The following is a 23,433-nucleotide window of genomic DNA, read 5'->3' as shown; positions in this document are numbered from 1 at the left end:
GCTCACCTCCGGGGGAGCAGCAAAGAACGGTGCCATTCGAAAAAAGCGGGAAGGACAGAACGAAGAACGCGGAAAGCTGATATTCCACCGCGCACCGTGCCGATTCTGACGAGTTCATGTTCTGGAGCGTCCACGACCACCCGTACGGCCGCAACCGGGCGCTCGCCGGCGCGTACGGCACTCAGGAGCGTGGCCGCCGATTCCATGTCGACCGCGATCGCGCCGGTCGCGAGCAGCTCGGACCGCTCCGGGCCCCGCACCACATGGTCGGAGCCGGTGAGCGGGCCGGTGTGGACGGTGCGCCCGGGCAGGATGCGCACGAGTTCCTTGACCAGCAGCTCCGTGCCCACACAGGGCACGGTGCCGTGGGCGTCGCGGGTCTTCTCGGCGACGACCAGGTCGCCGGGGTGCATGCCGGGGGCGAGCCCGGCGCAGAACCCGGTGGCCAGCACGGCAGCGTCGGCCAGCGCCGGGTCGGCCAGCCGCCGGGTGAGGGAGCGTTCCGCCGCGCGGGGGCCCATGCCCGTGCGGAGGAAGGTGACCGGCCCGCCCGCGCCGCCCCGGTCGCCGGTGCGCAGGGCGAGGTGCTCGATGCCGAGCGCGCAGGCGATCAGCAGCGGGGCCGGGGCGGGCTGGGCGCTCATTCAGCTCCCTTGACCTCGGAGAGCGGCTTGCCGGAAAGCGGCCTCTCGGACACCGGCTTCCTGGCGAGGAGGTCGCGCTCGAAGGGGTCGCCGTGCAGGTACCGGCCGAGCGCGGTGAGCGGGAAGACCTGCCGGTAGAGGTGGTAGTTGATGGAGAAGTCCCAGGGGAAGCCGGTGCCCGTGAAGTACGGCTCGTCCCAGCTGCCGTCGGCCCGCTGGGTCTCGACCAGCCACCGGACGCCGCGCTCGACGGTCTTGGAGCCCTTCTCCCCCGCCGCGAGCAGCGCCATCAGTGCCCACGCGGTCTGCGAGGCGGTGGAGGCGCCGCGACCGCTCCACTCCTTGACGTACTTGTAGGAGCGCAGGTCCTCGCCCCAGCCTCCGTCGTCGTTCTGGACGCTCTCCAGCCAGGCCACCGCCCGCCGGATCGCCGGGTGGGAGCCGGGCAGGCCGGCCGCCGTGAGCGCGGGCACCACCGAGCCGGTGCCGTAGAGGTAGTTGACGCCCCAGCGGCCGAACCACGAGCCGTCCGGCTCCTGTTCGGCGAGCAGCCAGTCGATGCCCCGCCGGGTGCGCGGGTCGTGCGCGAGGCCCTCGGCGGCGAGCATCTCCACCACGTGCGCGGTGACGTCCGCGGACGGCGGGTCGATGACCTCGCCGAAGTCGCAGAACGGCAGCCGGTTCGGGAACGGGCTGGTGTTGTCGACGTCGAAGGCGCCCCACGCGCCGTTCCGCGACTGCATCCCGAGGTTCCAGCGCACCGCCCGGCCGATCGCCCCGTCCACGCGCTCCGGATCGTGGTGCCGGACCCGGCGCAGCGCGAGGCCGACCTCGGCGGTGTCGTCGATGTCGGGGTAGTTGTCGTTGTGGAACTCGAACGCCCAGCCGCCCGGCGGAAGTTGGGGGCGCTTCACGGCCCAGTCGCCGGGCCGGACGATCTCCTCGCCGAGCATCCAGTCGGCCGCCTTGACCAGTTGCGGGTGGTCGGCGGGCAGACCCGCGTCGACGAGCGCGATGGTGGCGAGGCAGGTGTCCCACACCGGGGACTGGCAGGCCTCGATCATCCGGGCGCCGTCCTCGCGCCACACGGCGAAACGGTCCAGCGACTCAAGTCCCGCGCGCATCACGGGGTGTTCGAGGTCGTAGCCGAGCAGGTGCAGGGCGATGACCGAGTACACGGCCGGCGGCTGGATGCCGCCCCAGCAGCCGTCGTTCTCCTGTCGCTCGATGATCCAGCGGGCGGCGGAGTTCATCGCGGCCCTGCGCAGCCCGCGCGGGGCGACCTTGCGCAGCTGGTGCAGCGCCTTGTCCAGGCGCTGGAAGGCACCGTCCCAACTGGCCGCGGAAGCAAGGGGCTTGGGCGGGTTGGGGTGCTCGGGGTCGGTGTGCAGCTCGTCCAGCGGGAAGGGTGCCGGGCGGACCGGGCGCTTGGCGGAGACGATGGTCAGCGGGACGATCGTCTGCCGGGCCCAGCACCCGAAGTCGTAGATGTTGAGGGGCATCCAGGAGGGGAACCAGATCAGCTCCGGCGGGAGTTCGGGCAGGTCCTCCCACTTCCACCAGCCGAACAGGGCGAGCCAGATCCGGGTGAAGACCCGGGCCGCGGCGATGCCGCCGCGCTCGCGGATCCAGGCCGAGGCCCGCGCCATGTGCGGGGCGTCGGGCGCGTCACCGGCCAGGCGCAGCGCGACGTACGCCTCGATGGTGGCGGACAGTTCGCCGGGTCCGCCGTAGAAGGTGGCCCAGGCGCCGTCCTCGCGCTGCTCGCCGCGGATGAACAGGGCGGCGGCCCTGGTCGTGGCCTCGTCGCGGATGCCCAGGAACTGACGCAGGAGCAGGTCCTCGGCGTCCATGGTGACGTTGGTCTCCAGGTCGCCCTTCCACCAGCCCTCGGCGTCCTGCCGCGCGAGCAGGAAGTCGGTGGCGCGCCGGGCGGCACGTGCGGCGGCTTCGGACACCCCGGCCGCCTCGGGGATCGTGATGTCGGTGTCGCTGGCCGCGGAAGCGTGTGGCGGCAGGGCCGCTCCGGTGCTTCCGTCGGTCGTCGCTGTCATGGCTTCCCCTTCGTGCAGTCGTGCGAGTCGTGCTGCTGCGGGTCCGCCGTCGGCCGGTGTCCGTCACCTCCGGACACCGGCCGGCGACTATGCGAGAGTCCTTCGACCGATGGTGCTCATCTCTTCCGCACGACGACGAAGTCGGCGAGCGCCACGAAGGAGGCCCGTACCCGGTCGGGCATGTCGACCGCGCCGAGGGCCTCGATCGCGACGGCGTGCTGACGGCGCGCCTCCTGCGCCGTCCACTCACGGCCGCCCGCCTGCTCGATGAGGGCGGCGCGGGCCGCGAACTCCTCCTCGGAGAAGTTCTCGAAGTCGCTGCTCTTCGCGTCGGCCGCGAGGATCTCCCCGAGCCGGTCGGAGGCGCTGCCGCCCGCCGCGAGCGCGGCCACCACCGGCAGGGACTTCTTGCGCTGGCGCAGGTCGCTCCAGGTCTGCTTGCCGGTGGCCACCGGGTCGCCCCAGATGCCGAGCAGGTCGTCGACGGCCTGGAAGGCGAGGCCGAGGTGGTAGCCGTACCTCTCCAGCGCGTCCGCGGTCCGGTCGTCCGCGCCGCCGAGGACGGCGCCGATGGACGAGGCGCTGGCGAGCAGCGCGCCGGTCTTGTTGCCCTCCATCTCCAGGCACTCCTCGACGCTGACGCGGTCGCGGTGCTCGTAGGAGATGTCCTGCGCCTGACCGTCGATCAGGGCGCGGGAGGCGGCGGTCAGCCGGCGGGTGGCACGGGCCGCCTCGGCGCTGCCGATCTCCAGCAGCAGCTCGTTGGCGAGGGCGAACAGGGCGTCGCCGACCAGGATGGCCTGGGCGGGGCCGTGCACCTTCCAGACGGTGTCGCGGTGCCGGCGCTGCTCGTCGCCGTCCATCAGGTCGTCGTGCAGCAGCGAGAAGTTGTGCACGAGTTCGACGGCGACGGCGCCCGGGACGCCGACCTCCGGCGCGGCGCCCGTGACCTCGGCGGAGAGCACCGCGAGGGCCGGGCGGACGGCCTTGCCGCCGTCGCCGTCGGCAGGGTTGCCGGCGGCGTCGATCCAGCCGAAGTGGTAGGCGGCGACAGTGTCTATCGGCGGCGCCAGGCGCTCGACGGCCGCACGCAGGACCGGTGTGGCCAGGGTCCGGCCGCGCTCCAGGAGCGCGAGCACGTCCACCGCGTCGGCGGCCGTCGAGGCCGGGGGCACAGCGGGCACAGTCTCTCCTCTTTCTGCGGTACCGGAGGTGCGGGGGCCCGCCGCGGTCTGCTGATCGAGCATCAGGCCGCCTCCTCGAAAGCCGGGAGTCGGCTGGGGCGGGGCCGGCCCAGGGCGGCGAGGGCGGCGTCGGCCGCGCTCACGCCGCTGCGGACCGCACTCTCCAAAGTCGCGGGCCACCCGGTGGCGGTCCACGCTCCGGCCAGGTACAGGCCGGGGGTCTTGGTGCGGGCGCCGGGCCGCAGCCGCCCGACGCCGGGGCTGGGGGCGAACGTCGCCGTGCGCTCCCGGGTCACGAAGAAGTCCTTCACCTCGGCGCCGCGCGTGCCCGGGATCAGCCGCTCCAGCTCGGGCAGGTAGCGCTCGCGGAGCGCGGCCACCGGCGCGTCGATGTCGCCGTGCGCGGCCGACTGGGACAGTGCCAGGTACTGCCCGGTGCGCAGTCCGGACGCGTCGGTGCGGTCGAAGACCCACTGCACGGGGGTGCCGAGGGCGGCGAAGAAGGGCCGGGCGAGCACCTTGCGGTCGTAGACGACGTGCACGTTGAGGATGGGCGCGGTGCCGATCTCCAGGAGCCGTTCGGGGGCGTCGAGGGCGCCGGGCGGCAGCAGGTCGTGGGCCTCGCGCTGCGGTACGGCGAGGACGACGGCGTCGGCGGCGAGCGTCTCGCCGGGAACCTGAACGCTCCAGGCCCCGTTTTCGTTGAGAGAGACGGAGGTGACGCGTGTACGGACCTCGGTACGCACGCCCGCGGAGTCGAGCGCCCTGCGGGCCAGCCGGTCGTGCAGTTCGCCCAGCGGGACGCGCGCGAAGCCGATGTCGGCCGCGCCCGGGTCGGACAGCAGACCGGTCTTGAACACCATCGCGGCGAGCCCCAGCGAGGAGTCGCCCGCGACCGCGTTGAGGCTGGCGATACCGACCAGGTTCCACAGGGCTTGGACGGCGCGCGCCGACTGGCCGTGCGCAGCGAGCCAGCTGCCGAAGTTCTGGGCGTCCAGGGCCGGATCGGCGAGGTCGAGCCGCTTGAGCGCGAGCGCGGCCCGGCCGACCGCGGCACGCTCGGCGAGCGAGAGGTGCGGGTAGAGGGCCAGGCTGCGCCCCAGGTGGAGGGGGACGGGCAGCGGGTCGCGGCTGATCCGGCCGAGCCGCCGCCCCTCGGGCTTGGCGGCGTCCACGACGGGTACGTTCAGGCGGTCCTGCAGCGGTGCCAGTGCCGCGCCCTCGATCCGGTCGAGGAACCAGCGGTAGGCGGTGCAGCAGCGCAGGTACACGTGCTGGCCGTTGTCGACGGTCAGCTCGCCGCGCTGGAAGGAGCAGGCGAGCCCGCCGAGCCTGGGCCTGCCTTCGAGGAGGGTGACCTTGACGCCCGCGTCGGCGAGTGCGAGCGCCGCGGTGATCCCGGCCAGCCCGCCGCCGACCACGACGGCACTGCGTCCCGCGGTCGCCTGGGTGTCGGCGAGCGCCCCCGCGGGGCGCGAACGGTCGCTCATCGCGTGTCCTTCCGTGCGTGCCGGCCATGCTGGTGGAACGGTGCACGAGCGGCCGGCCGAGACAGGGACGCCACGCCGCGGCACGGGGTTGCCTGCCGGGCCGGGCCGGTCGGACCGCCCGGGTCCACGGGGCCCATCAGGCACGCCTCCTGACGCTCTGCCGGGACACGTGCCGGGCGTCGAGGCCGGACAGGCCGCGCACGGCGACGTAGGCCTTCTCGCGTCCGGGCAGCGAGACCCGGCCGCGCAGCACGGCCTCCGGGTCGCGCTCGATGCGGTCGAGCAGCCGACGGTAGATGCCGGCCATGGCGGCCACACAAGCGCCGCTGCGCCGGTCGAGCATGGGCAGCAGCCGGTAGCCCTCGGCGAAGAGGGCGCGGGCCCGTCGCACTTCGAAGTGGACGAGGCCCGCGAAGTCGGAGCCCTCCGGTGGGGTCGGCCCGTGGAACCCGGCCGAGCAGCCGAACTTGGCCAGGTCGTCGGCGGGCAGGTAGGTACGGCCGCCCTCGGCGTCCTCGCGGATGTCCCTGAGGATGTTGGTCAGCTGCAGCGCGAGGCCGAGCGTGTCGGCGTACTCGGCGGCGCGCTCGGCGCCGCGCGCGCCCGGTTCCGTGCCGAACACGCCGAGTGAGAGCCGGCCGATGGCACCCGCGACACACCGGCAGTAGACCTTCAGGTCGTCCCAGGTCTCGTAGGTCTCCCCGCGCACGTCCATCTGGACGCCGTCGATCAGCTCGTCCAGGCCGTCGAGCGGGATCGGGAAGGCACGCGCGGCATGGTTGAGGGCGACGGCGACCGGGTCGATGTCGTCGTCCGCGACCACGCCCTCGCGCATGCGCGCGAGCAGCGCCCGGGTGTCATCGAGGCGCGCCTCCTTGGTGGCACGGGGCAGGTCGCCGTCGCCGATGTCGTCCACTCGCCGGGAGAACGCGTACAGCGCCGACATGGCGCGGCGCTTGGATGTCGGCAGCAGCCGGATGCCGTAGGCGAAGTTGCGGGCCTGCTGCCCGGTGACGGCCTCGCAGTAGCTGTAGGCGGCGAGTACCGGCGCGGACACGTACAGCGGAGAATCCACGGTCCGGATCACCCCTCTCCTCGCAGGATCACGCCCGCCTCACGCAGCAGCCGGCCCTTGCCGGGTCTGGGCGGGCCGGGAAGTACGTCGTATTCGGCGGCGGCGATCGCGCGGACCGCCGCCCTTCCCCCTGCCACGAACCCCGCGAGCAGCAGCCTGAGCCTGCCGTGGACGCTACCCACAAGGGGGGCGCCTTCATTCAGCAGATCCCAGGCGCGTTCCGCTTCGTACGCGACCAGGGCGCGCACCGATGCGCCCGCGGTTTCCGCGGCGAGGTCGCTTTCGCGGACGTGGAAGCGCTTCATGTCCTCGGCGGGGAGATAGATCCGGTCACGGCCGAGGTCCTCGGCGACGTCCTGGAGGTGCTCCACGATCTGCAGGGCGGTGCAGATCGCGTCGGACAGACGGATCCGTTCGGGGCTCGCGGGGCCGGTGACGGCGAGGACGAGGCGGCCGACGGGGTTGGCGGACAGTTCGCAGTAGGCGAGGAGGTCGTCGTAGGTCTCGTACCGGGTGACGAGCTGGTCCTGGCGGTTGGCGGCGATCAGGCCGAGGAAGGGCTCGGGGGTGAGGGAGCGGCGGCGGACGGTGGGCTGGAGGCGGCGCAGCAGGGGGTGGCGGGGGCTGCCGTCGAAGACGCGGCGCAGGTCGGCCTCGAAGGCGTCGAGGAGGAGCAGGCGGTCTTCGGCCTCGGCAGCCGACACGCCGAGGATGCGGGCGTCGGCCCCGCCGGGGGCCAGGTCGCCGTCGCCGATGTCGTCCACGAGGCGGGCGAAGCCGTAGACCGCCATGAGGTCGTCGCGCCAGGCCCTGGGCAGGAAGAACGGGGCCACGGGGAAGTTCTCGCTCGCGGCCTTGTCCAGTGTGGTGCGCTCCAAGCCGGGCGCCGTGGCGGTGCCCGTCACCGCGCGCTGCCCGGGGCGGGGACGGCGCGTGCTGCGTTGAGCTGGGGAGTTTCCGTAGCCATCGCCGTCACATCTCCCGTTCTACACTGCCGACCCAATACACACTATTTCGGACACGCCGCCCGGCAATCCGCGGGCCGACCCGGCCAGAGGTGACGCGCATTATGGCCCTACTTGCCGCTTTCCGGCACTGGTACAGCTTACGTTGTACAACGCACGGCGGTTCGCCGGGGTGTCCTGCACATCACAACAACACACCGATTGGCGTCAAGATTCCTTAAGCCAGACCGAGTTGACGATTCTTTTGCGGGTGTGGAGTCCCGCGGAAATCGTTCCGGACGGACCGTGGCCGAAACCGGTGGGGTCCCTTACTTGCCCGTGAACTTCTCGTACTCCTTGAGGACCTCTTCGGTGGGCCCGTCCATGCGGAGTTCGCCGCGTTCCAGCCACAGGACGCGGTTGCAGGTGTCGCGGATGGACTTGTTGTTGTGGCTGACCAGGAACACCGTGCCGGCTTCCTTGCGCAGTTCCCGGATGCGCTCCTCGGAGCGCTTCTGGAAGGAGCGGTCGCCGGTGGCCAGGGCTTCGTCGATCATGAGGACGTCGTGGTCCTTGGCGGCGGCGATGGAGAACCGCAGACGGGCGGCCATACCGGAGGAGTACGTGCGCATGGGCAGCGTGATGAAGTCGCCCTTCTCGTTGATCCCGGAGAAGTCGACGATGCTCTGGTAGCGCTCCCTGACCTGCTCGCGGGACATGCCCATGGCGAGGCCGCCGAGGATGACGTTGCGCTCGCCGGTGAGGTCGTTCATCAGGGCCGCGTTGACGCCGAGCAGGGACGGCTGGCCGTCGGTGTAGACCTTGCCCTTCTCCGCGGGCAGCAGGCCGGCGATGGCGCGCAGCAGGGTGGACTTGCCGGAGCCGTTGGAGCCGATGAGGCCGATGGCCTCTCCGCGATAGGCGACGAAGGACACACCGCGCACGGCGTGCACCTTGCGCACCCCGCGCTCTTCCCCCCGCTTGAGTATGCGGCTCAGTGCGGCGGTGGCGCTTCCCTTGCCGGACTTGGCGCCGTTGACCCGGTAGACGATGTGCAGGTCGTCCGCGATGACCGTCGGGCGCCGGTCCGCGCTCGCCTGGTTGTTCTGCTCAGCCACGGCCGTACCGCTCCTCAGCCTTCCAGAAGTACACGAAGCCACCGGCGAAGACGGCCACGGCCCAGAACAGGGCGATGGCCCACACGTGCGGCGGCAGGTTGGCGGCACCGTACCCGTCGATCAGCGCGAAGCGCATCAGGTCCATGTAGATCGCGGCCGGGTTGACCTGCAGCAGCCGCACCGCCCACTCGGGGCGGCCCTCCATCATCTTGCTGATGGAGAACATGACGCCGGAGGCGTACATCCAGGTGCGCAGCACGAACGGCATCAGCTGGGCGAGGTCCGGGGTCTTCGCGCCCATGCGCGCCACGATCAGCGCGAGCCCGGTGTTGAACAGGAACTGCAGCAGCAGGACCGGCACGATCAGCAGCCAGGACAGGCTCGGGTAGCTGCCGAAGCCGATCGCGAAGACGAACAGCACGGCCATCGAGAAGAGCAGCTGCTGGAGCTGCTGCAGCGCGAAGGAGATGGGCAGCGAGGCCCGCGGGAAGTGCAGGGCGCGCACCAGGCCCAGGTTGCCGGAGATCGCGCGGACGCCCGACATGAGCGAGCTCTGCGTGAAGGTGAAGACGAACACGCCCGTCACCAGGAACGGGATGTACACCTCCTTGGACATGCCCCGGCTGGCGTGCAGGATGACGCCGAAGATGAAGTAGTAGACGCCCGCGTTGAGCAGCGGGGTCGCCACCTGCCACAGCTGGCCGAGCTTGGCCTGGCTGTACTGCGCCGTCAGCTTCGCCTGGGAGAAGGCGAGGATGAAGTGGCGCCGCCCCCACAGCTGACGGACGTACTCCGCGAGCGAGGGCCGGGCTCCGCTCACGGCGAGCCCGTACTTGGCGGCGAGCTGCGCGGCCGTCAGTCCCTCGTCGGGCGAAGGGGCCGCGGTCACCGCGACCGTGCCGTCCTGGGTGGTCTCACTCACGGATGGAAACTTTCGTCTTCGGGTACGTCTGTGCGGGTCGTCTCGAGTGGCCGGCGGGGGTGGGCCGGCCGGGGCGGGCTCACGTCGAGCTTGTCAGATGACCGGGGGACGGCCCAGCCGCGTGAGCCGCCACACCGTGCGCCAGCGCATCGGGCGGCGGGGGCCGCAGGGCGTCGTCCAGCCCTCCTTGAAGCCGCCGAACCAGGCCCGCAGGGCCGGCCGGGAGGGGCGGCGCAGCAGGGTGAGCAGCATCCAGACCCCGAGGTAGACGGGGACCAGCAGGGCGGGGAGGTTGCGGCGGGCCAGCCAGACCCGGTTGCGGGCGACCATCCGGTGGTAGACCGCGTGCCGCGAGGGCGCGGTCGTCGGGTGGTACAGCACCATGTCGGACCGGTAGTCGATCATCCAGCCCGCGTCGAGGGCGCGCCAGGCCAGATCGGTCTCCTCATGGGCGTAGAAGAAGTCGTCCGGCAGGCCGCCGACCTCGGCGAAGACCTTGGTACGGACGGCGTTGGCGCCGCCCAGGAAGGTGGTGACCCGGGAGGAGCGCATCGGGTCGGAGGCACGCAGCCGGGGCACGTGCCGGCGCTGGGTCTCGCCCGTCTCCGGGTCGGCGATGCGGAAGCTGACGATGCCGAGGCTCGGGTCCGCGGCGAACGCCTCGCGGCACAGCTCGGCGGTGTCGTGGCGGGCCAGCAGGCCGTCGTCGTCGAGGAAGAGCAGAAGGTCGACGTCACGGCCGCCGGGCCCGAAGGCCTCTATGCCGACGTTACGGCCGCCGGGGATGCCCAGGTTCTCGGGCAGCTCGACCGTACGGACGCCCTCGGGGACGTCCGGGACGGGCGAGCCGTTGCCGACGACGACCACCTCGACCGGGTCGCCCTCCTGCTTGGCGACCGAGTCGATCAGGGCGCGCAGCTCCTCGGGACGGTTGCCCATGGTGATGATGACGGCGCCGGCCTTCATGCCGCTCACCTCAGCCTGCTGGAGGCGAGGATGGACACCAGGTGCAGCAGGGTCTGCAGCAGGGCGATGCCGGCGAGAACGGCCGTACCGAGGCGGGTGAAGAAGAGGTCACCGTGGATCTGGTCCGCGATCGCGAGGACCACGATCAGCAGCGAGGCCTCGATGCCGAGGATCAGCCGGTGGAACTTCAGCGCCGAGGCGGCCCGGCGGGCCAGCGCCATGCCGGAGGAGCGCGGCTCGGAGGCCGCCTCCTTCACGGGCGCCATCCCGGTCTGGTGCCGGGCGACGCCGACCAGGTCGGTCTCGGCCTTGATCAGGATGGCGCCGAGCGCGGCGAGCGTGCCGAGGAAGGCCCACAGCCAGTCGATCCGGCCGCTGCCCCACAGGTCGGCGGCGCGCAGGCCGAGCCCGACCAGGACGGCCGCGTCGGTGAGGTAGGCACCGACCCGGTCCAGGTAGACCCCGCCGAGCGAGTACTGCTTCCGCCAGCGGGCGATCTCGCCGTCGACGCAGTCCAGCAGCAGGTACAGCTGGGTGGCGACGACGCCGAGGACGGCGCCCCAGATCCCCGGCACCAGCAGGGCCGGGGCCGCGAGCACGCCGCAGACGGTCATCAGGTACGTGAGCTGGTTGGGCGTGACCCTGGTGTTCACCAGGTAGCGGTCGACGCGCAGGGACACCTCGCGCATGTAGAGGCGTCCCGCCCAGTGCTCACCGCTGCGCCGGTCCTTGACCCCCGCGGGGTGGACGACCGGACGGAGTTCAGCTACCGATGGCCTTGACATAGTCGGCGTAGATGTCCTTGATCTGGTTCGTCTTGAGGGCGAGGTGCTCGAGGATCGTGTACCGGCCGGGCCTGGTCTCCGGAGCGAACTCCACGGCGCGGACGAACTCGTCCACCGTGAAGCCGATCTCCTCCGGCAGCACCGGAAGCCCGTGCCGACGCAGCACCTCGGCCATGAACGCGGACTGCTCGTGGGCTCCGCGAAGGTACATCGCGAAGGCGGCCCCGAGCCCGCACTGCTCGCCGTGGCTCGCGGCGCGCTTGGGGAAGAGCAGGTCGAAGGCGTGGTTGATCTCGTGACAGGCGCCCGACGCGGGGCGTGAGTCGCCCGAGACCGACATCGCGACACCGGTGAGGACCAGCGCCTCGGCGAGCACCTGGAGGAAGTCGTTGTCCCCGATGCCGCCCGGGTGCCGGAGCACCGCCTCGCCGGCCTGGCGGGCCATGGCGGCGGCGAGTCCGTCGATCTTCTCGCCGTTGACGCGGTTGGCCAGCTCCCAGTCCGCGACCGCGGAGATGTTCGACACGGCGTCGCCGATGCCCGCGCGCACGAAGCGCGCCGGAGCCTCCCGGATGACGTCCAGGTCGATCACGACGGCGATCGGGTTCGGCACACCGTAGGAGCCGCGCCCGGCGTCGTTGTCGAGGGTGGCGACGGGCGAGCACAGGCCGTCGTGCGCGAGGTTCGTCGGCACGGCGACCAGGGGCAGGCCGACGCGGGCCGCGGCGAACTTGGCGCAGTCGATGATCTTGCCGCCGCCGAGGCCGACCACGGCGTCGTAGTGGTCTGCCTTCATCTCGCCGGCCAGCCGGATCGCGTCGTCCAGGGTGCCGCCGCCCACCTCGAACCAGGAGGCGCCCGGCAGGGACGGCGCGATGCGCTCGCGCAGCTTGGCGCCGGAGCCGCCGCTGACGGCGACGGCGAGCCGCCCGGAGTGCGAGATCCGCTGGTCGGCGAGGACGCTCGCCAGGTCGTCCAGGGCACCCGGGCGGATGTCCACGACGACCGGCGAGGGAATCAGCCGGGTCAGTACTGGCACGCGATCTCCCGTCCCCGGGCGAGGTCGTCGTGGTTGTCGATCTCGACCCACTGGACGTCGCCGATCGGCGCCACGTCGATCTTGAAGCCGCGGTTGACCAGCTCCTGGTAGCCGTGCTCGTAGAACTGCTGCGGGTCGGTCTCCCAGACCGTCTTCAGCGCGTCGGCCAGGTCGGGGGCGGCGTCGCCCTCGATCAGGGTGACGCCGATGTACTCGCCGGTCGCCTCGGCGGGGTCCATCAGCTTGGTGATCTTCGTCATGCCCTTGCCGGGGTCGACGACGACCTTCATCTCCTCGTCGGCCAGGTTCTTCACCGTGTCCAGGGCGAGGATGATCTTCTTGCCCTCGCCGCGCGCGGCCAGCAGCGTCTTCTCGACGGAGACCGGGTGCACGGTGTCGCCGTTGGCGAGGATCACGCCGTCCTTGAGGGCGTCCCGGCCGCACCACAGGGAGTAGGCGTTGTTCCACTCCTCGGCCTTGTCGTTGTCGATGAGCGTGATCTTGAGGCCGTACTTCTGCTCCAGGGCCTCCCTGCGCTCGTACACGGCTTCCTTGCGGTAGCCGACGATGATCGCGACCTCGGTCAGCCCCACCTCGGCGAAGTTGCCGAGGGTGAGGTCGAGCACCGTGAGCGAGTCCTCGGCGCCGTCGGGGCCCACAGGCACCAGCGCCTTGGGAAGGCTGTCGGTGTAGGGGCGCAGACGCCGTCCGGCGCCGGCCGCCAGCACGAGGCCGATCATGCGGTTTCTCCTTCGTCGTGTACGGCGGGCGCGCCGCCCTTGTGGGCAGCCACCCAGAAGCGGATGCTCTCGACGAGCACCACGAGGGCCACGTACACGGCGAGAACCGTGAGCGCGACCGTGAACTGCGAGGCGGTGAGCAGCGCAGCCAGGACGGTGACGAGCAGCGTCCGTCCCTCATGCCCCCCGATGGCGCGCACCAGCCAGGCCGGGCTCGCTCCGGCGTTGCCGCGGATGCGGTACACCGTGTCGTAGTGATGGTAGGCGACGGCGGCCACCAGGCCGAAAGCCGCAGGAAGGGCACCGTTTACCCCGGCTTTACTTGCGAGGGCGAGCACGGTGAGGTACTCGGCGGCCCGGAAGACGGGCGGGACCAGCCAGTCGAGGGCGCCCTTGAGGGGGCGGGCGACGGCGAGGGCCGAGGTCAGGAGGTAGACGAGGGCGCCGACGACCGGCAGCACGCCGCCGAAGCCGGTCAGGGCCGAGCAGGCCACGACGGCCGCGCCGCCGAGCAGGGCCGCGGCCGGTACGGCGAGACCGGGCAGTCCCTTCCCCAGTCCGCGCGTGAGGGCTTCGGTGAGGGGGCCGGAGTCGGCCAGGTCCGCCAGTGCCCGCGCCGCGCGGTCGGTCCGCCGGGCCTTGCGGGTCAGCGACCGCAGCACCCGGCCCGCGGTGGTGTAGGTCGCGGCGAAGGCGCAGCCCGTAAGGAGGGCGTAGAAGGTGATGCGCGGGGTGGTGGCCGCGGTGAGGACGGCCATCATCGCCCACCGCTCGCCTATCGGCAGCACTATCATCCGCCGCACCCAGACCGTCCAGCCGACGCTGTCGAGCCTGCCGGAGAGGGCGGCGGTGGGGCTGGTGTTGGCGGTGGCGTCGTGGTTGGCCTCGTTGAAGGAGAAGTCGACCACGTGCCGGCAGGTCTGGAGGATCATCGCGCCGAGGGCGAGGGCCCACACGTCGTCGCCACCGCGGGCCGCACCGAGCGCGAGTCCGGCGTAGTAGGCGTACTCCTTGGCCCGGTCGAAGGTGGCGTCCAGCCAGGCGCCGAGCGTGGAGTACTTCAGGGCGTAGCGGGCGAGCTGGCCGTCGGTGCAGTCCAGCACGAAGGACGCGATCAGCAGCACACCGGCCGCGACGAACCCGGCACGGGTGCCGGTGGCCGCGCAGCCCGCGGCTATCAGCGCGGTGAGCAGCGAGGCGGTGGTGACCTGGTTGGGGGTCAGGCCCCGGCGGGCGCACCAGCGGGCGATGTAGCGCGAGTACGGGCTGATGAAGAAGGTGGTGAAGAAGCCGTCGCGGGACTTCACGGCCGACTTCAGGCGTACGGCCTCCTCGTCGACGGCGGCCACGGCCTGCCGGGCCTCGTTGCGGCCCTGCGGGTCGGTGGGGACGGCGGCGGCCAGGCTGCCCAGCTCGGGGCGGTGCACGTCGCCGCCGTCGGCGTCGAGGGCGGTGACGATCCGGTCGGGGAGGCTGTCCACGGCGACGGCCGTGCCGCCGCCGGCGGAGGTCTCGCGGGCCATGGCCCGGGTCAGCGCCTGCCGGGCGGCCGGCTGGGCGGTGACGGCGCCGGGGAGCGCGGCGAGCGGGAAGCGCGGGTCGGTGAGGCCGAGGCGCAGCGCGTGCAGGTGGCCCACGAAGCGGGCGTCGACCAGGGCCACGCGCCGGTCACCGGGGACGGCCGCGAGCAGGGTCTCCGCCTCGGCGGCGTCGGCGGCCACGCGCACGTCGAAGCCGAGGGCCCGCAGATCGCTGTCCAGTGACGATCCGGGGACCGGCTGACCGGTGACGATGGCCGTCGACAACCGAACTCACTCCCTGGGTGCCGGCGCGCGGGCGCCGGTCTTCTGCATGGTGGGGCGCCCTTGCCAGCGGCACACCCGGGCGGCATGTCGGCAGAGGCTATCCGATGGCACAGAGCCCGTGTTCACCGGCCGTTCACGGCCCGGCCCACGGGGACTGCCCCGGCCTTTGCCGCGATCATCATCGGGGATCCGGGGCCCGCCTCACAAACCGCGGTCGCAGAGCCGGGCATCCCCGGGCATGAAGGACACAGGGGCCTTCGGGGCCGGGAGACGTACCGGTGAACCCTACGGCAAGACCATGCCGCCGACGCGTGTCCGGTGCGCGCGGCAGCGCCCTGACCTGCACATCGTTTACGCAGGTCAGGGGAGATGACAACGGTGTTCAGTGCCGCGTTGCCCGATACCCCCCACCCGTAGTTCACTGGCTACCGGAACGGCGACGGAAGGGCGGTTGTCATGGGGGCAGGGCACGACCACGGGCACGCGCACAGTCATGCGCCCGCCACGGGTACGGCCGCGGCTGCGTACCGCGGCCGGCTGCGGATCGCGCTGGGCATCACGCTCACGATCATGGTGGTGGAGATCGTCGGCGGACTCGTCGCGGACTCGCTCGCGCTGATCGCGGACGCGGCGCACATGGCGACCGACGCGGTGGGCCTCGGCATGGCGCTGCTCGCCATCCACTTCGCGAACCGCCCGCCGAGCACGAACCGCACCTTCGGCTACGCCCGCGCCGAGATCCTCGCCGCACTGGCGAACTGCCTGCTGCTGCTCGGGGTCGGCGGATACGTGCTGTTCGAGGCGGTCCAGCGGTTCGTCACGCCCGCGGAGACCGAGGGCGGCCTGATGATCTGGTTCGGCCTGTTCGGCCTGGTCGCCAACATGATCTCGCTCACCCTGCTGATGCGCGGGCAGAAGGAGAGCCTGAACGTGCGCGGCGCGTTCCTGGAAGTGGCCGCGGACGCGCTCGGCTCGGTGGCGGTGCTGATCTCGGCGTCCGTGATCCTGGCCACCGGCTGGCAGGCCGCCGACCCGGTCGCCTCGCTGGTCATCGGGCTGATGATCGTGCCGAGGACGCTGAAGCTGCTGCGCGAGACGCTGGACGTGCTGCTGGAGGCCGCGCCGAAGAACGTCGACATGGCCGAGGTGCGGGCGCACATCCTGGCGCTGGACGGCGTGGAGGACGTGCACGACCTGCACGCCTGGACGATCACCTCGGGGATGCCCGTGCTGTCGGCGCACGTGGTGGTCAGCGCGGAAGTGCTGAACGCCATCGGCCACGAGAAGATGCTGCACGAGCTGCAGGGCTGCCTGGGCGTCCACTTCGACGTGGAGCACTGCACCTTCCAGCTGGAGCCGAGCGGGCACGCGGAGCACGAGGCGAAGCTCTGCCACTGACGGTTTCCGGTGCGGCGGCACTGTTCCCGGTGCGTTGGGACGGTTTCGGGGCGCCGGACCGGGCATGATCACCTACCGGGTCCGCCTCCCGGACCGGGTGGAAGTGCCGGGAGTGCCGGATTCGTACGGCAGACTTGGGGTGCGAAGACCGAGGCGAAGGATGGGTATGCCGATCACACCTGCCACCACGACGCACAGCTCGTCCGATGGCACCACAGAGGCGATCTTGCTGGAACTGGTCGACGAGAAGGGTGTGACGATCGGCACGGCGGAGAAGCTCGCCGCCCATCAGCCGCCGGGGCAGCTGCACCGCGCGTTCTCCGTGTTCCTCTTCGACGAGCAGGGGCGGCTGCTGCTCCAGCAGCGCGCGCTGGGCAAGTACCACTCCCCCGGTGTGTGGTCCAACACCTGCTGCGGCCACCCCTACCCCGGCGAGGCGCCGTTCGCGGCGGCGGCCCGGCGCACCTTCGAGGAGCTGGGCGTGTCGCCGTCGCTGCTGGCGGAGGCGGGCACCGTCCGCTACAACCACCCGGACCCGGCCTCGGGCCTGGTCGAGCAGGAGTACAACCACCTGTTCGTCGGCCTGGTGCAGGCGCCGCTCGCGCCGGATGCGGAGGAGGTCGGGGCGACCGCCTTCGTGACGGCGGCCGAGCTCGCGGAGCGGCACGCCCGGGACACCTTCTCGGCCTGGTTCATGACCGTGCTGGACGCGGCCCGTCCGGCGGTCAGGGAGCTGACGGGCGCGTCGGCCGGCTGGTGAGGACACCGACCGGCGCGATGACGTTCGGCGGCCGGGCGGCGGCACCGGAGCACTCCGGCTGCCGGCCCGGCCGTATGCCGTTCCGGCAGCTCGGCCGTTTCGGCAGCTCAGGCGCCGGCCAAACGTTTCAGCGCCACACCCGTAGCCGTAGCCGTCGGCTGAACGTTTCCGCAGCCCGCGCGGCCGACCAGCGGCCCGGCGGTGCGCCGCCGTACCTCACGGCAGCCCGGCCGGTTTGAGCGGCAGGGCGGCCCAGATGACCTTGCCGCCGCTCGCCGTGTGCTCCACGTCGACCACCCCGCCCGCCTCCCGGGCCACCTCGCGGACCAGGAGCAGCCCCCGGCCGCCGGTCCGGCCGTGGTCGGCCTCCAGGGCGGTCGGCCGGTAGGGATGGTTGTCCTCCACGGACACCCGCACCCACTCGGCCCCGACGGCGACCTCCACGGCCAGCATCGGCGAGAGCAGCACCGCGTGCCGGACCGCGTTGGTGACCAGTTCGGAGACGATGAGCAGCAACCCGTGGAGCACGTCGTCGCAGACCGGTACGCCCTGGCGCAGCAGCAGGTCCCGTACGGCGTGCCGGGCCTGCGGGACCGAGGAGTCCTCGGCGGCGGCGGTGAACCGCCAGACGCCCTCGTAGGGCAGTGGGTCGGGCGGCGGCCCTGCGGCCCCCGCCGGGCGCGGGCCGTCCCCGCGCCCGTGGTCGTCCATCGTCCGGTCGCCGCCTTCGCGCTCGATTGTCACCACACGTCGAGTGTTGATAACGATCGGCTCCGCTCCACGGAACTGAACACAAGTCAGCCGGTATCGGACGCTTTCTGACCGCCTGGGTATGACGAGGTCATGTGTGGGACCGTTCCTGTCGCCGGAACCGCCGATTCGCGAACTATTCGGGTTGTACGGGTTAGACGTGCGGCTTCTCCGAGACGAGACCGACGACGCGCCGGCCGCCGTAGCCGGTGGCGATCAGGCCGAGGCCGTCGAAGAGCAGCGCGAGCGAGATGAAGGTGCCGATGACGTACTGGCTGCTGCCCGGCCAGGAGCCGAGGACCAGGATCCCGAGCATCAGGTCGAAGGCGCCGAGCAGCAGGGTCAGGCCGAACTGGGGGCCGCGCACCACCAGGCTGCCGACAAGCCGGAAGAACCCGCCCGACAGGAAGAGCAGCGCGGCGAACATGGTGAGCGCGGCGGCTGCCGCGTGGGGCAGCCGGATGACGACGATGCCGGCCGCGACGTTCAGGCCGGCGACGACGACGCCGAGCCAGAAGTAGCTGCTCCCGCGGGCCTGGATCGCGTGCAGCAGGCCGATGATGCCGCCGATCAGCAGCAGCCAGCCGAACAGCAGCATCGAGGTCAGCGTGGCGACGCCGGTGTAGACGAGCCCGACGAGTCCGGCGAGCACGAGGATCACACCGAGCGCCGCGAGCATGCCGAAACTGCGGTGCAGGCTCGTCGCCCTGTTCTTCGCCGCCCCGTCCCGGGGCTTGCCGGACCTGGCCATCGCCACCTCCTCGATAGCCCCCTTTGTGTCGCTTATTCATTTATGTCCCCTCTGTGCGGGGTGTCGTAACTCACCGGGCCCGTCGTGATCACCACGGGTGGCGGGCCGATAGCATCCGGCGCATGGAGCCCCAGCTGTCGCACCAGGTCGCCGACTCCGTCGCCACCGTCGTCATATGCCATCCGGCGAAGCGCAACGCCATGACGGCCGCGATGTGGCGGGCGCTGCCGCCGCTCCTGGCCGAGCTGGCGGGCGATCCGGGAGTGCGGGCGCTGGTGCTGACCGGGGCGGGCGGGACCTTCTGCGCGGGCGCGGACATCTCCACGCTCCGGGAGTCCCGGGAGGAGGCGCAGGGGCTGGCGGTGGCAGCCGAGGAGGCACTGGCCGCGTTCCCCAAGCCGACCCTCGCGGCCGTGCGCGGTCACTGCGTGGGCGGTGGATCCCAGCTCGCGGCGGCCTGCGATCTGCGGCTGGCGGAAGAGGGCGCGCTGTTCGGCGTGACGCCCGCGAAGCTCGGCATCGTCTACGCGGCGTCCTCGACCCGCCGGCTGGTCTCGCTGGTGGGTCCGGCCACCGCCAAGTACCTGCTGTTCAGCGGCGAGTTGATCGACGCGCAGCGGGCATTGCGCACCGGGCTCGTGGACGAGGTGCTGCCGGAGGGCGAACTGGACAAGCGGGTCACCGAGCTGACCCGGATCCTGGTGTCGCGCTCGCAGCTGACGCAGGCCGCCGCGAAGGAGTTCGCCGACGGCCGCACCGACCGGGACGCCTACTGGGCCGGACAGGCGCGCGGCAACGGCGACACCACGGAGGGCGTCGCCGCGTTCCTGGAGCGCAGGCAGCCGCACTTCACCTGGACCGTGCCCGGCACGTCCGTGTCCGGCTGAACCGGCTGCCGGTACGGAACGGCACGCGGCACGCGGCGACGCGGCGCGGCCCTGATCCCCGGTTGTCGGTGCCACCTGCCACAATTGCGGCGCAAGCTGACGTGGAGAAGGCGGTACGGGATCGTGACGACACCCGAGTCCCTCGAAGTAGGGTCCATCGAAGGCAGGATCGCCGAGGAACTCGGCGTACGGGAGCGGCAGGTGAAGGCCGCGGTGGAGCTGCTCGACGGCGGCTCGACGGTGCCCTTCATCGCCCGCTACCGCAAGGAAGCGACCGAGATGCTCGACGACGCGCAGCTGCGCACGATCGAGGAGCGGCTGCGCTACCTGCGGGAGCTGGAGGAGCGGCGGACCGCCGTCCTGGAGTCGGTGCGCGAGCAGGGCAAGCTCACCGAGGAGCTGGAGGCCCGGATCCGCGGCGCCGAGACCAAGGCGCGCCTGGAGGACATCTACCTCCCGTACAAGCCGAAGCGGCGCACCAAGGCGCAGATCGCGCGCGAGGCGGGCCTGGAGCCGCTCGCGGAGGGGCTGCTGGGCGACCCGACGGTGGAGCCGCTGGCCGCTGCCGCCGCCTTCGTCGACGCCGACAAGGGCGTGGCCGATCCGCAGGGCGCACTGGAGGGCGCGCGGGCCATCCTGACCGAGCGGTTCTCGGAGGACGCCGACCTCATCGGCGAGCTGCGCGAGCGCATGTGGGTGCGCGGTCGGCTGGCCGCCAAGGTGCGGGAGGGCAAGGAGGAGGCGGGCGCCAAGTTCGCCGACTACTTCGACTTCGCCGAGCCCTTCACCGAGCTGCCCTCGCACCGGATCCTGGCGATGCTGCGCGGCGAGAAGGAGGAGGTCCTCGACCTCGTCCTGGAGCCGGAGGAGCCCGCCGAGTCCGCACCGGTCCCGTCGTCGTACGAGGGGATCGTCGCCTCGAAGTTCGGCATCGCCGACCGGGGGCGTCCCGCCGACAAGTGGCTGACGGACACGGTCCGCTGGGCCTGGCGCACCCGGATCCTGGTCCATCTCGGCATCGACCTGCGGATGAGGCTGCGTACGGCCGCCGAGGACGAGGCGGTCGACGTCTTCGCCGCGAACCTGCGCGACCTGCTGCTCGCCGCCCCGGCGGGTACGCGCGCGACGCTGGGACTGGATCCCGGTTTCCGTACCGGCGTGAAGGTGGCCGTGGTCGACGCGACGGGCAAGGCGGTGGCGACCGACGTCATCTATCCGCACGTCCCGGCCAACAAGTGGGACGAGGCCCTCGCGAAGCTGGCCCGGCTGGCGAAGGAGCACGCGGTCGAGCTGGTCGCGATCGGCAACGGCACGGCGTCCCGGGAGACCGACAAGCTCGCCGGTGAACTGATCTCCAAGCACCCGGAGTTGAAGCTCACCAAGGTGATGGTGTCCGAGGCGGGCGCGTCCGTGTACTCGGCGTCGCAGTACGCCTCGCAGGAGCTGCCCGGCATGGACGTGTCGCTGCGCGGCGCGGTGTCCATCGCCCGCCGGCTCCAGGACCCGCTGGCCGAGCTGGTGAAGATCGACCCGAAGTCGATCGGTGTCGGCCAGTACCAGCACGACCTGTCCGAGGTGAAGCTGTCCCGCTCGCTGGACGCGGTCGTCGAGGACTGTGTGAACGGCGTCGGCGTGGACGTCAACACCGCGTCCGTGCCGCTGCTTTCGCGGGTGTCGGGCATCTCCTCCGGGCTCGCCGAGAACATCGTGTCGCACCGGGACGCCAACGGACCCTTCAGGTCGCGCTCCGAGCTGAAGAAGGTGTCCCGGCTGGGCCCGAAGGCGTACGAGCAGTGCGCGGGCTTCCTGCGCATCCGGGGCGGCGACGACCCGCTGGACTCGTCCAGCGTGCACCCGGAGGCGTACCCGGTGGTGCGGCGCATGGTGAAGACGTCCGGGCAGGAGGTGGCCGCCCTCATCGGCAACACGGGCGTGCTGCGCTCGCTGCGGCCCGCCGACTTCGTGGACGACAGCTTCGGTCTGCCGACCGTCACGGACATCCTGAAGGAGCTGGAGAAGCCGGGACGCGACCCGCGGCCCGCCTTCAAGACGGCCACCTTCAAGGAGGGGGTGGAGAAGATCTCCGACCTGTCCGCGGGGATGGTGCTGGAGGGCGTGGTGACGAACGTGGCCGCGTTCGGGGCGTTCGTGGACATCGGTGTGCACCAGGACGGGCTGGTGCACGTCTCGGCGATGTCGAAGACGTTCGTCAAGGACCCGCGCGACGTCGTGAAGCCCGGTGACATCGTCAAGGTGAAGGTCCTCGACGTGGACATCCCGCGCAAGCGGATCGCGCTGACGCTGCGCCTGGACGACGAGGCCGCGGGCGCCTCCGGCCAGGGGCAGGGGGGCCAGGGACAGGGCCGCCAGCAGCGTGGTGGCGGGGGCCGGCCGCCCCAGCAGCGCCAAGGCCAGGGGCAGGGGCAGGGGCAGGGGCAGGGGCAGCGTCAGGGCCGCGGTGGCGACCGGGGCGGGCGTCAGGCGCCGCCGCCGGCCAACAGCGCGATGGCCGACGCGTTGCGGCGGGCCGGGCTGCTGGATCCGAAGAAGCGCTGAGAGACGGGGTCCGGGCCGGGCGAGTCGCGTCGTCCGGCCCGGGCGCGCAAAAGCGCGTGCCCGAAGGTCACTTGATTGCCAGACTCACGCCATGGCCATCACTGATCCCAAGCACGACCTCCGGATATACCTCCAGGACGCCCGCGACGTCCTTCTGTGGAAGCTGGAGGGCCTGTCCGAGTACGACGTCCGGCGCCCCCTGACCCCGACGGGGACCAATCTGCTGGGGCTGGTCAAGCATCTCTCCGGCGCCGAAGCCCTGTACTTCGGGGCGACCTACGGGCGGCCCTTCGACGGGACGCCCCTGTGGATCACCGGGGACGCGGAACCCAACGCCGACCTGTGGGCCCGGCCGGACGAGAGCCGGCAGGACATCGTCGGCCTGTACCGCGCGGCCTGCGCGCACTCCGACGAGACCATCGCCGCACTGCCGCTGGACGCGGTCGGCCGGATCCCCGGAGACAGAGGCAGCGAGGTCACGCTGCACAACAGCCTCACCCACATGATCGCCGAGACCCAGCGGCACGCCGGACACGCCGACATCGTGCGGGAGTTGATCGACGGCACGACGGGGCAGCGCCCGGACGGCACCAACATGGCCCCCGGGGACCGGGCCGCCTGGGCGGCGCACCGGGAGCGGGTGGAGCGGGCCGCCAAGGAGGCTTGACGGAAACGTTGGCCGGGAGAACGGTCGGATCACTACTATTCGATCGGTTTCGGCCTCTGCCCTGATTCCGGGCGGACAACTCACCTTTATGGGGACACATGTTCAGACGTTCCGCCGTCGCCGCCCTGTCGGGCGCGCTGGCCCTCTCCGCCCTCACCGTGACGGCCGCCCGGGCCGATTCCGGTGAAGGAGACACCCAGGTCCTGCTGGCCGTCGTCAACGGCGGCCAGCCGGTCGTGCTGGGCGCCATGACGAAGAAGACGGTCACGCTCAGCATCAGCGCGAGCGACGACTCGGGGATCAAGGACGCCTACGGCTGGCTCTGGCACGGCTCGTGGGACAACCCCGACGGCGCCGCCGGTCCCGGATCCGACACTCCGCTGACCTGCACCCCGGTCTCCGGAAGCACCACCACCTCCACCTGCACCGCCGACATCGTCATCGACCCGAACGCGATGCTGATCAACGCCAACGCGGGTACCTGGAACATCTGGACGTCCGTGGACGCCAACGACTTCAACTACGTCAACAAGGAGAGCGCGGGCACCTTCCTGATGAAGCGTGCCGCCAGGCTGACCGCCGACGCCACCCCCGAGCCGGTGGCCAAGGGTGGCGTCCTCACCGTCAAGGGCGCGCTGACCCGCGCCAACTGGGGCAAGGGCGGCACCTACAGCGGCTACGCCGGCCAGCCGGTGAAGCTGCAGTTCCGCAAGGCCGGCAGCACGACGTACACCACCGTGAAGACGGTGACCAGCGGCACCGACGGCGCCCTCACGGCCACCACGACGGCCACCCAGGACGGCTACTGGCGCTGGAGCTTCGCCGGCACCAGCACGACCGGCCCGGCCAAGGCCTCCGGCGACTACGTCGATGTGACGGGGGTCTAGGTCCTGTCGGC

At 71.7% G+C, this 23,433-nt stretch carries 22 protein-coding genes; 6 read left to right on the top strand and 16 right to left on the bottom strand.

Annotation, left to right across the window (positions count from 1 at the left end):
• Window positions 1–2 precede the first annotated feature (2 nt).
• From ACWD35_RS29610 to ACWD35_RS29545, 14 genes are all read right to left on the bottom strand, one after another.
• A complete protein-coding gene (locus ACWD35_RS29610; RefSeq protein ID WP_451354380.1) occupies window positions 3–644 on the bottom strand; it encodes a phosphorylase family protein in 642 nt (213 codons plus the stop codon).
• A complete protein-coding gene (shc, locus tag ACWD35_RS29605; RefSeq protein WP_451354379.1) occupies window positions 641–2,698 on the bottom strand; it encodes a squalene--hopene cyclase in 2,058 nt (685 codons plus the stop codon). Before shc ends, ACWD35_RS29610 begins: the two co-directional genes overlap by 4 nt.
• A gap of 116 nt (window positions 2,699–2,814) precedes the next feature.
• Window positions 2,815–3,945, bottom strand: coding sequence for a polyprenyl synthetase family protein (locus ACWD35_RS29600; protein WP_451354378.1), 1,131 nt, complete (start codon window positions 3,943–3,945; stop codon window positions 2,815–2,817).
• Window positions 3,945–5,372, bottom strand: a complete 1,428-nt coding sequence (gene hpnE, locus ACWD35_RS29595) for a hydroxysqualene dehydroxylase HpnE (protein ID WP_451354377.1) — start codon at window positions 5,370–5,372, stop codon at window positions 3,945–3,947. Before hpnE ends, ACWD35_RS29600 begins: the two co-directional genes overlap by 1 nt.
• Window positions 5,369–5,509: a DUF6380 family protein gene (locus ACWD35_RS29590; protein ID WP_451354376.1), complete on the bottom strand. Its 141-nt coding sequence runs from the start codon at window positions 5,507–5,509 to the stop codon at window positions 5,369–5,371. Before ACWD35_RS29590 ends, hpnE begins: the two co-directional genes overlap by 4 nt.
• Entirely contained in the window at window positions 5,509–6,459 is a 951-nt protein-coding gene (gene hpnD / locus ACWD35_RS29585) for a presqualene diphosphate synthase HpnD (protein ID WP_451354375.1), read from the bottom strand. Before hpnD ends, ACWD35_RS29590 begins: the two co-directional genes overlap by 1 nt.
• Window positions 6,456–7,352, bottom strand: coding sequence for a squalene synthase HpnC (gene hpnC, locus ACWD35_RS29580; RefSeq protein ID WP_451354374.1), 897 nt, complete (start codon window positions 7,350–7,352; stop codon window positions 6,456–6,458). Before hpnC ends, hpnD begins: the two co-directional genes overlap by 4 nt.
• Window positions 7,353–7,720: 368 nt before the next feature.
• Window positions 7,721–8,509, bottom strand: coding sequence for an ABC transporter ATP-binding protein (locus tag ACWD35_RS29575; protein ID WP_451354373.1), 789 nt, complete (start codon window positions 8,507–8,509; stop codon window positions 7,721–7,723).
• On the bottom strand, window positions 8,502–9,431 hold the full coding sequence (locus ACWD35_RS29570; RefSeq protein ID WP_451354372.1) for an ABC transporter permease: 930 nt from the start codon (window positions 9,429–9,431) through the stop codon (window positions 8,502–8,504). The genes ACWD35_RS29575 and ACWD35_RS29570 overlap by 8 nt, the downstream gene beginning before the upstream one ends.
• 93 nt (window positions 9,432–9,524) lie before the next feature.
• Complete coding sequence (locus ACWD35_RS29565; RefSeq protein WP_451354371.1) at window positions 9,525–10,397, bottom strand: glycosyltransferase family 2 protein; 873 nt, start codon at window positions 10,395–10,397, stop codon at window positions 9,525–9,527.
• A 5-nt stretch (window positions 10,398–10,402) separates the two neighbouring features.
• Complete coding sequence (locus ACWD35_RS29560) at window positions 10,403–11,182, bottom strand: CDP-alcohol phosphatidyltransferase family protein (protein WP_451354370.1); 780 nt, start codon at window positions 11,180–11,182, stop codon at window positions 10,403–10,405.
• On the bottom strand, window positions 11,160–12,221 hold the full coding sequence (locus ACWD35_RS29555) for an iron-containing alcohol dehydrogenase family protein (protein WP_451354369.1): 1,062 nt from the start codon (window positions 12,219–12,221) through the stop codon (window positions 11,160–11,162). The genes ACWD35_RS29560 and ACWD35_RS29555 overlap by 23 nt, the downstream gene beginning before the upstream one ends.
• Window positions 12,209–12,961, bottom strand: coding sequence for a phosphocholine cytidylyltransferase family protein (locus ACWD35_RS29550; RefSeq protein WP_451354368.1), 753 nt, complete (start codon window positions 12,959–12,961; stop codon window positions 12,209–12,211). The genes ACWD35_RS29555 and ACWD35_RS29550 overlap by 13 nt, the downstream gene beginning before the upstream one ends.
• Window positions 12,958–14,766, bottom strand: coding sequence for a DUF5941 domain-containing protein (locus ACWD35_RS29545; RefSeq protein ID WP_451354367.1), 1,809 nt, complete (start codon window positions 14,764–14,766; stop codon window positions 12,958–12,960). Before ACWD35_RS29545 ends, ACWD35_RS29550 begins: the two co-directional genes overlap by 4 nt.
• Window positions 14,767–15,222: 456 nt before the next feature.
• On the opposite strand from ACWD35_RS29545, the gene ACWD35_RS29540 reads away from it, so the two are divergent.
• Window positions 15,223–16,164, top strand: coding sequence for a cation diffusion facilitator family transporter (locus ACWD35_RS29540; protein ID WP_451354366.1), 942 nt, complete (start codon window positions 15,223–15,225; stop codon window positions 16,162–16,164).
• A 166-nt stretch (window positions 16,165–16,330) separates the two neighbouring features.
• Window positions 16,331–16,924 carry an isopentenyl-diphosphate Delta-isomerase gene (gene idi / locus ACWD35_RS29535; RefSeq protein WP_451354365.1) on the top strand — a complete coding sequence of 198 codons (594 nt, stop codon included), beginning with the start codon at window positions 16,331–16,333 and terminating at the stop codon, window positions 16,922–16,924.
• Window positions 16,925–17,140: 216 nt separating this feature from the next.
• Here idi and ACWD35_RS29530 read toward each other — a convergent pair whose 3' ends face one another.
• On the bottom strand, window positions 17,141–17,635 hold the full coding sequence (locus tag ACWD35_RS29530) for an ATP-binding protein (RefSeq protein WP_451354427.1): 495 nt from the start codon (window positions 17,633–17,635) through the stop codon (window positions 17,141–17,143).
• A gap of 193 nt (window positions 17,636–17,828) precedes the next feature.
• Entirely contained in the window at window positions 17,829–18,425 is a 597-nt protein-coding gene (locus tag ACWD35_RS29525; protein ID WP_451354364.1) for an HdeD family acid-resistance protein, read from the bottom strand.
• Between the two features lie 122 nt (window positions 18,426–18,547).
• Between ACWD35_RS29525 and ACWD35_RS29520 the strand changes: the two genes are divergently transcribed.
• The 4 genes from ACWD35_RS29520 to ACWD35_RS29505 all read left to right on the top strand — a co-directional run bounded on the left by ACWD35_RS29520 (window position 18,548) and on the right by ACWD35_RS29505 (window position 23,422).
• Complete coding sequence (locus tag ACWD35_RS29520) at window positions 18,548–19,312, top strand: enoyl-CoA hydratase/isomerase family protein (RefSeq protein ID WP_451354363.1); 765 nt, start codon at window positions 18,548–18,550, stop codon at window positions 19,310–19,312.
• A 123-nt stretch (window positions 19,313–19,435) separates the two neighbouring features.
• The gene (locus ACWD35_RS29515; protein ID WP_451354362.1) at window positions 19,436–21,868 is read left to right on the top strand and encodes a Tex family protein; all 2,433 of its coding nucleotides are present in this window, start codon (window positions 19,436–19,438) and stop codon (window positions 21,866–21,868) included.
• A gap of 91 nt (window positions 21,869–21,959) precedes the next feature.
• A complete protein-coding gene (locus ACWD35_RS29510; protein WP_451354361.1) occupies window positions 21,960–22,535 on the top strand; it encodes a DinB family protein in 576 nt (191 codons plus the stop codon).
• 98 nt (window positions 22,536–22,633) lie between these two features.
• A complete protein-coding gene (locus tag ACWD35_RS29505; protein ID WP_451354360.1) occupies window positions 22,634–23,422 on the top strand; it encodes a calcium-binding protein in 789 nt (262 codons plus the stop codon).
• Window positions 23,423–23,433: the final 11 nt, after the last annotated feature.

Source organism: Streptomyces sp. NPDC002671 (assembly GCF_053592475.1).
This window is presented reverse-complemented; position numbering and strand designations above follow the sequence as displayed.

What these genes read in the sequence shown, in the direction of transcription:
- ACWD35_RS29590 (WP_451354376.1), bottom strand. Translation starts at nt 5,509, where the DNA reads ATGGGCCCCGTGGACCCGGGCGGTCCGACCGGCCCGGCCCGGCAGGCA.
- ACWD35_RS29525 (WP_451354364.1), bottom strand. Translation starts at nt 18,425, where the DNA reads ATGGCCAGGTCCGGCAAGCCCCGGGACGGGGCGGCGAAGAACAGGGCG.
- ACWD35_RS29565 (WP_451354371.1), bottom strand. Translation starts at nt 10,397, where the DNA reads ATGAAGGCCGGCGCCGTCATCATCACCATGGGCAACCGTCCCGAGGAG.
- ACWD35_RS29610 (WP_451354380.1), bottom strand. Translation starts at nt 644, where the DNA reads ATGAGCGCCCAGCCCGCCCCGGCCCCGCTGCTGATCGCCTGCGCGCTC.
- ACWD35_RS29505 (WP_451354360.1), top strand. Translation starts at nt 22,634, where the DNA reads ATGTTCAGACGTTCCGCCGTCGCCGCCCTGTCGGGCGCGCTGGCCCTC.
- ACWD35_RS29510 (WP_451354361.1), top strand. Translation starts at nt 21,960, where the DNA reads ATGGCCATCACTGATCCCAAGCACGACCTCCGGATATACCTCCAGGAC.
- ACWD35_RS29530 (WP_451354427.1), bottom strand. Translation starts at nt 17,635, where the DNA reads ATGGACGACCACGGGCGCGGGGACGGCCCGCGCCCGGCGGGGGCCGCA.
- shc (WP_451354379.1), bottom strand. Translation starts at nt 2,698, where the DNA reads ATGACAGCGACGACCGACGGAAGCACCGGAGCGGCCCTGCCGCCACAC.
- ACWD35_RS29550 (WP_451354368.1), bottom strand. Translation starts at nt 12,961, where the DNA reads ATGATCGGCCTCGTGCTGGCGGCCGGCGCCGGACGGCGTCTGCGCCCC.
- ACWD35_RS29560 (WP_451354370.1), bottom strand. Translation starts at nt 11,182, where the DNA reads ATGTCAAGGCCATCGGTAGCTGAACTCCGTCCGGTCGTCCACCCCGCG.
- idi (WP_451354365.1), top strand. Translation starts at nt 16,331, where the DNA reads ATGCCGATCACACCTGCCACCACGACGCACAGCTCGTCCGATGGCACC.
- ACWD35_RS29600 (WP_451354378.1), bottom strand. Translation starts at nt 3,945, where the DNA reads ATGCTCGATCAGCAGACCGCGGCGGGCCCCCGCACCTCCGGTACCGCA.
- hpnE (WP_451354377.1), bottom strand. Translation starts at nt 5,372, where the DNA reads ATGAGCGACCGTTCGCGCCCCGCGGGGGCGCTCGCCGACACCCAGGCG.
- ACWD35_RS29540 (WP_451354366.1), top strand. Translation starts at nt 15,223, where the DNA reads ATGGGGGCAGGGCACGACCACGGGCACGCGCACAGTCATGCGCCCGCC.
- ACWD35_RS29520 (WP_451354363.1), top strand. Translation starts at nt 18,548, where the DNA reads ATGGAGCCCCAGCTGTCGCACCAGGTCGCCGACTCCGTCGCCACCGTC.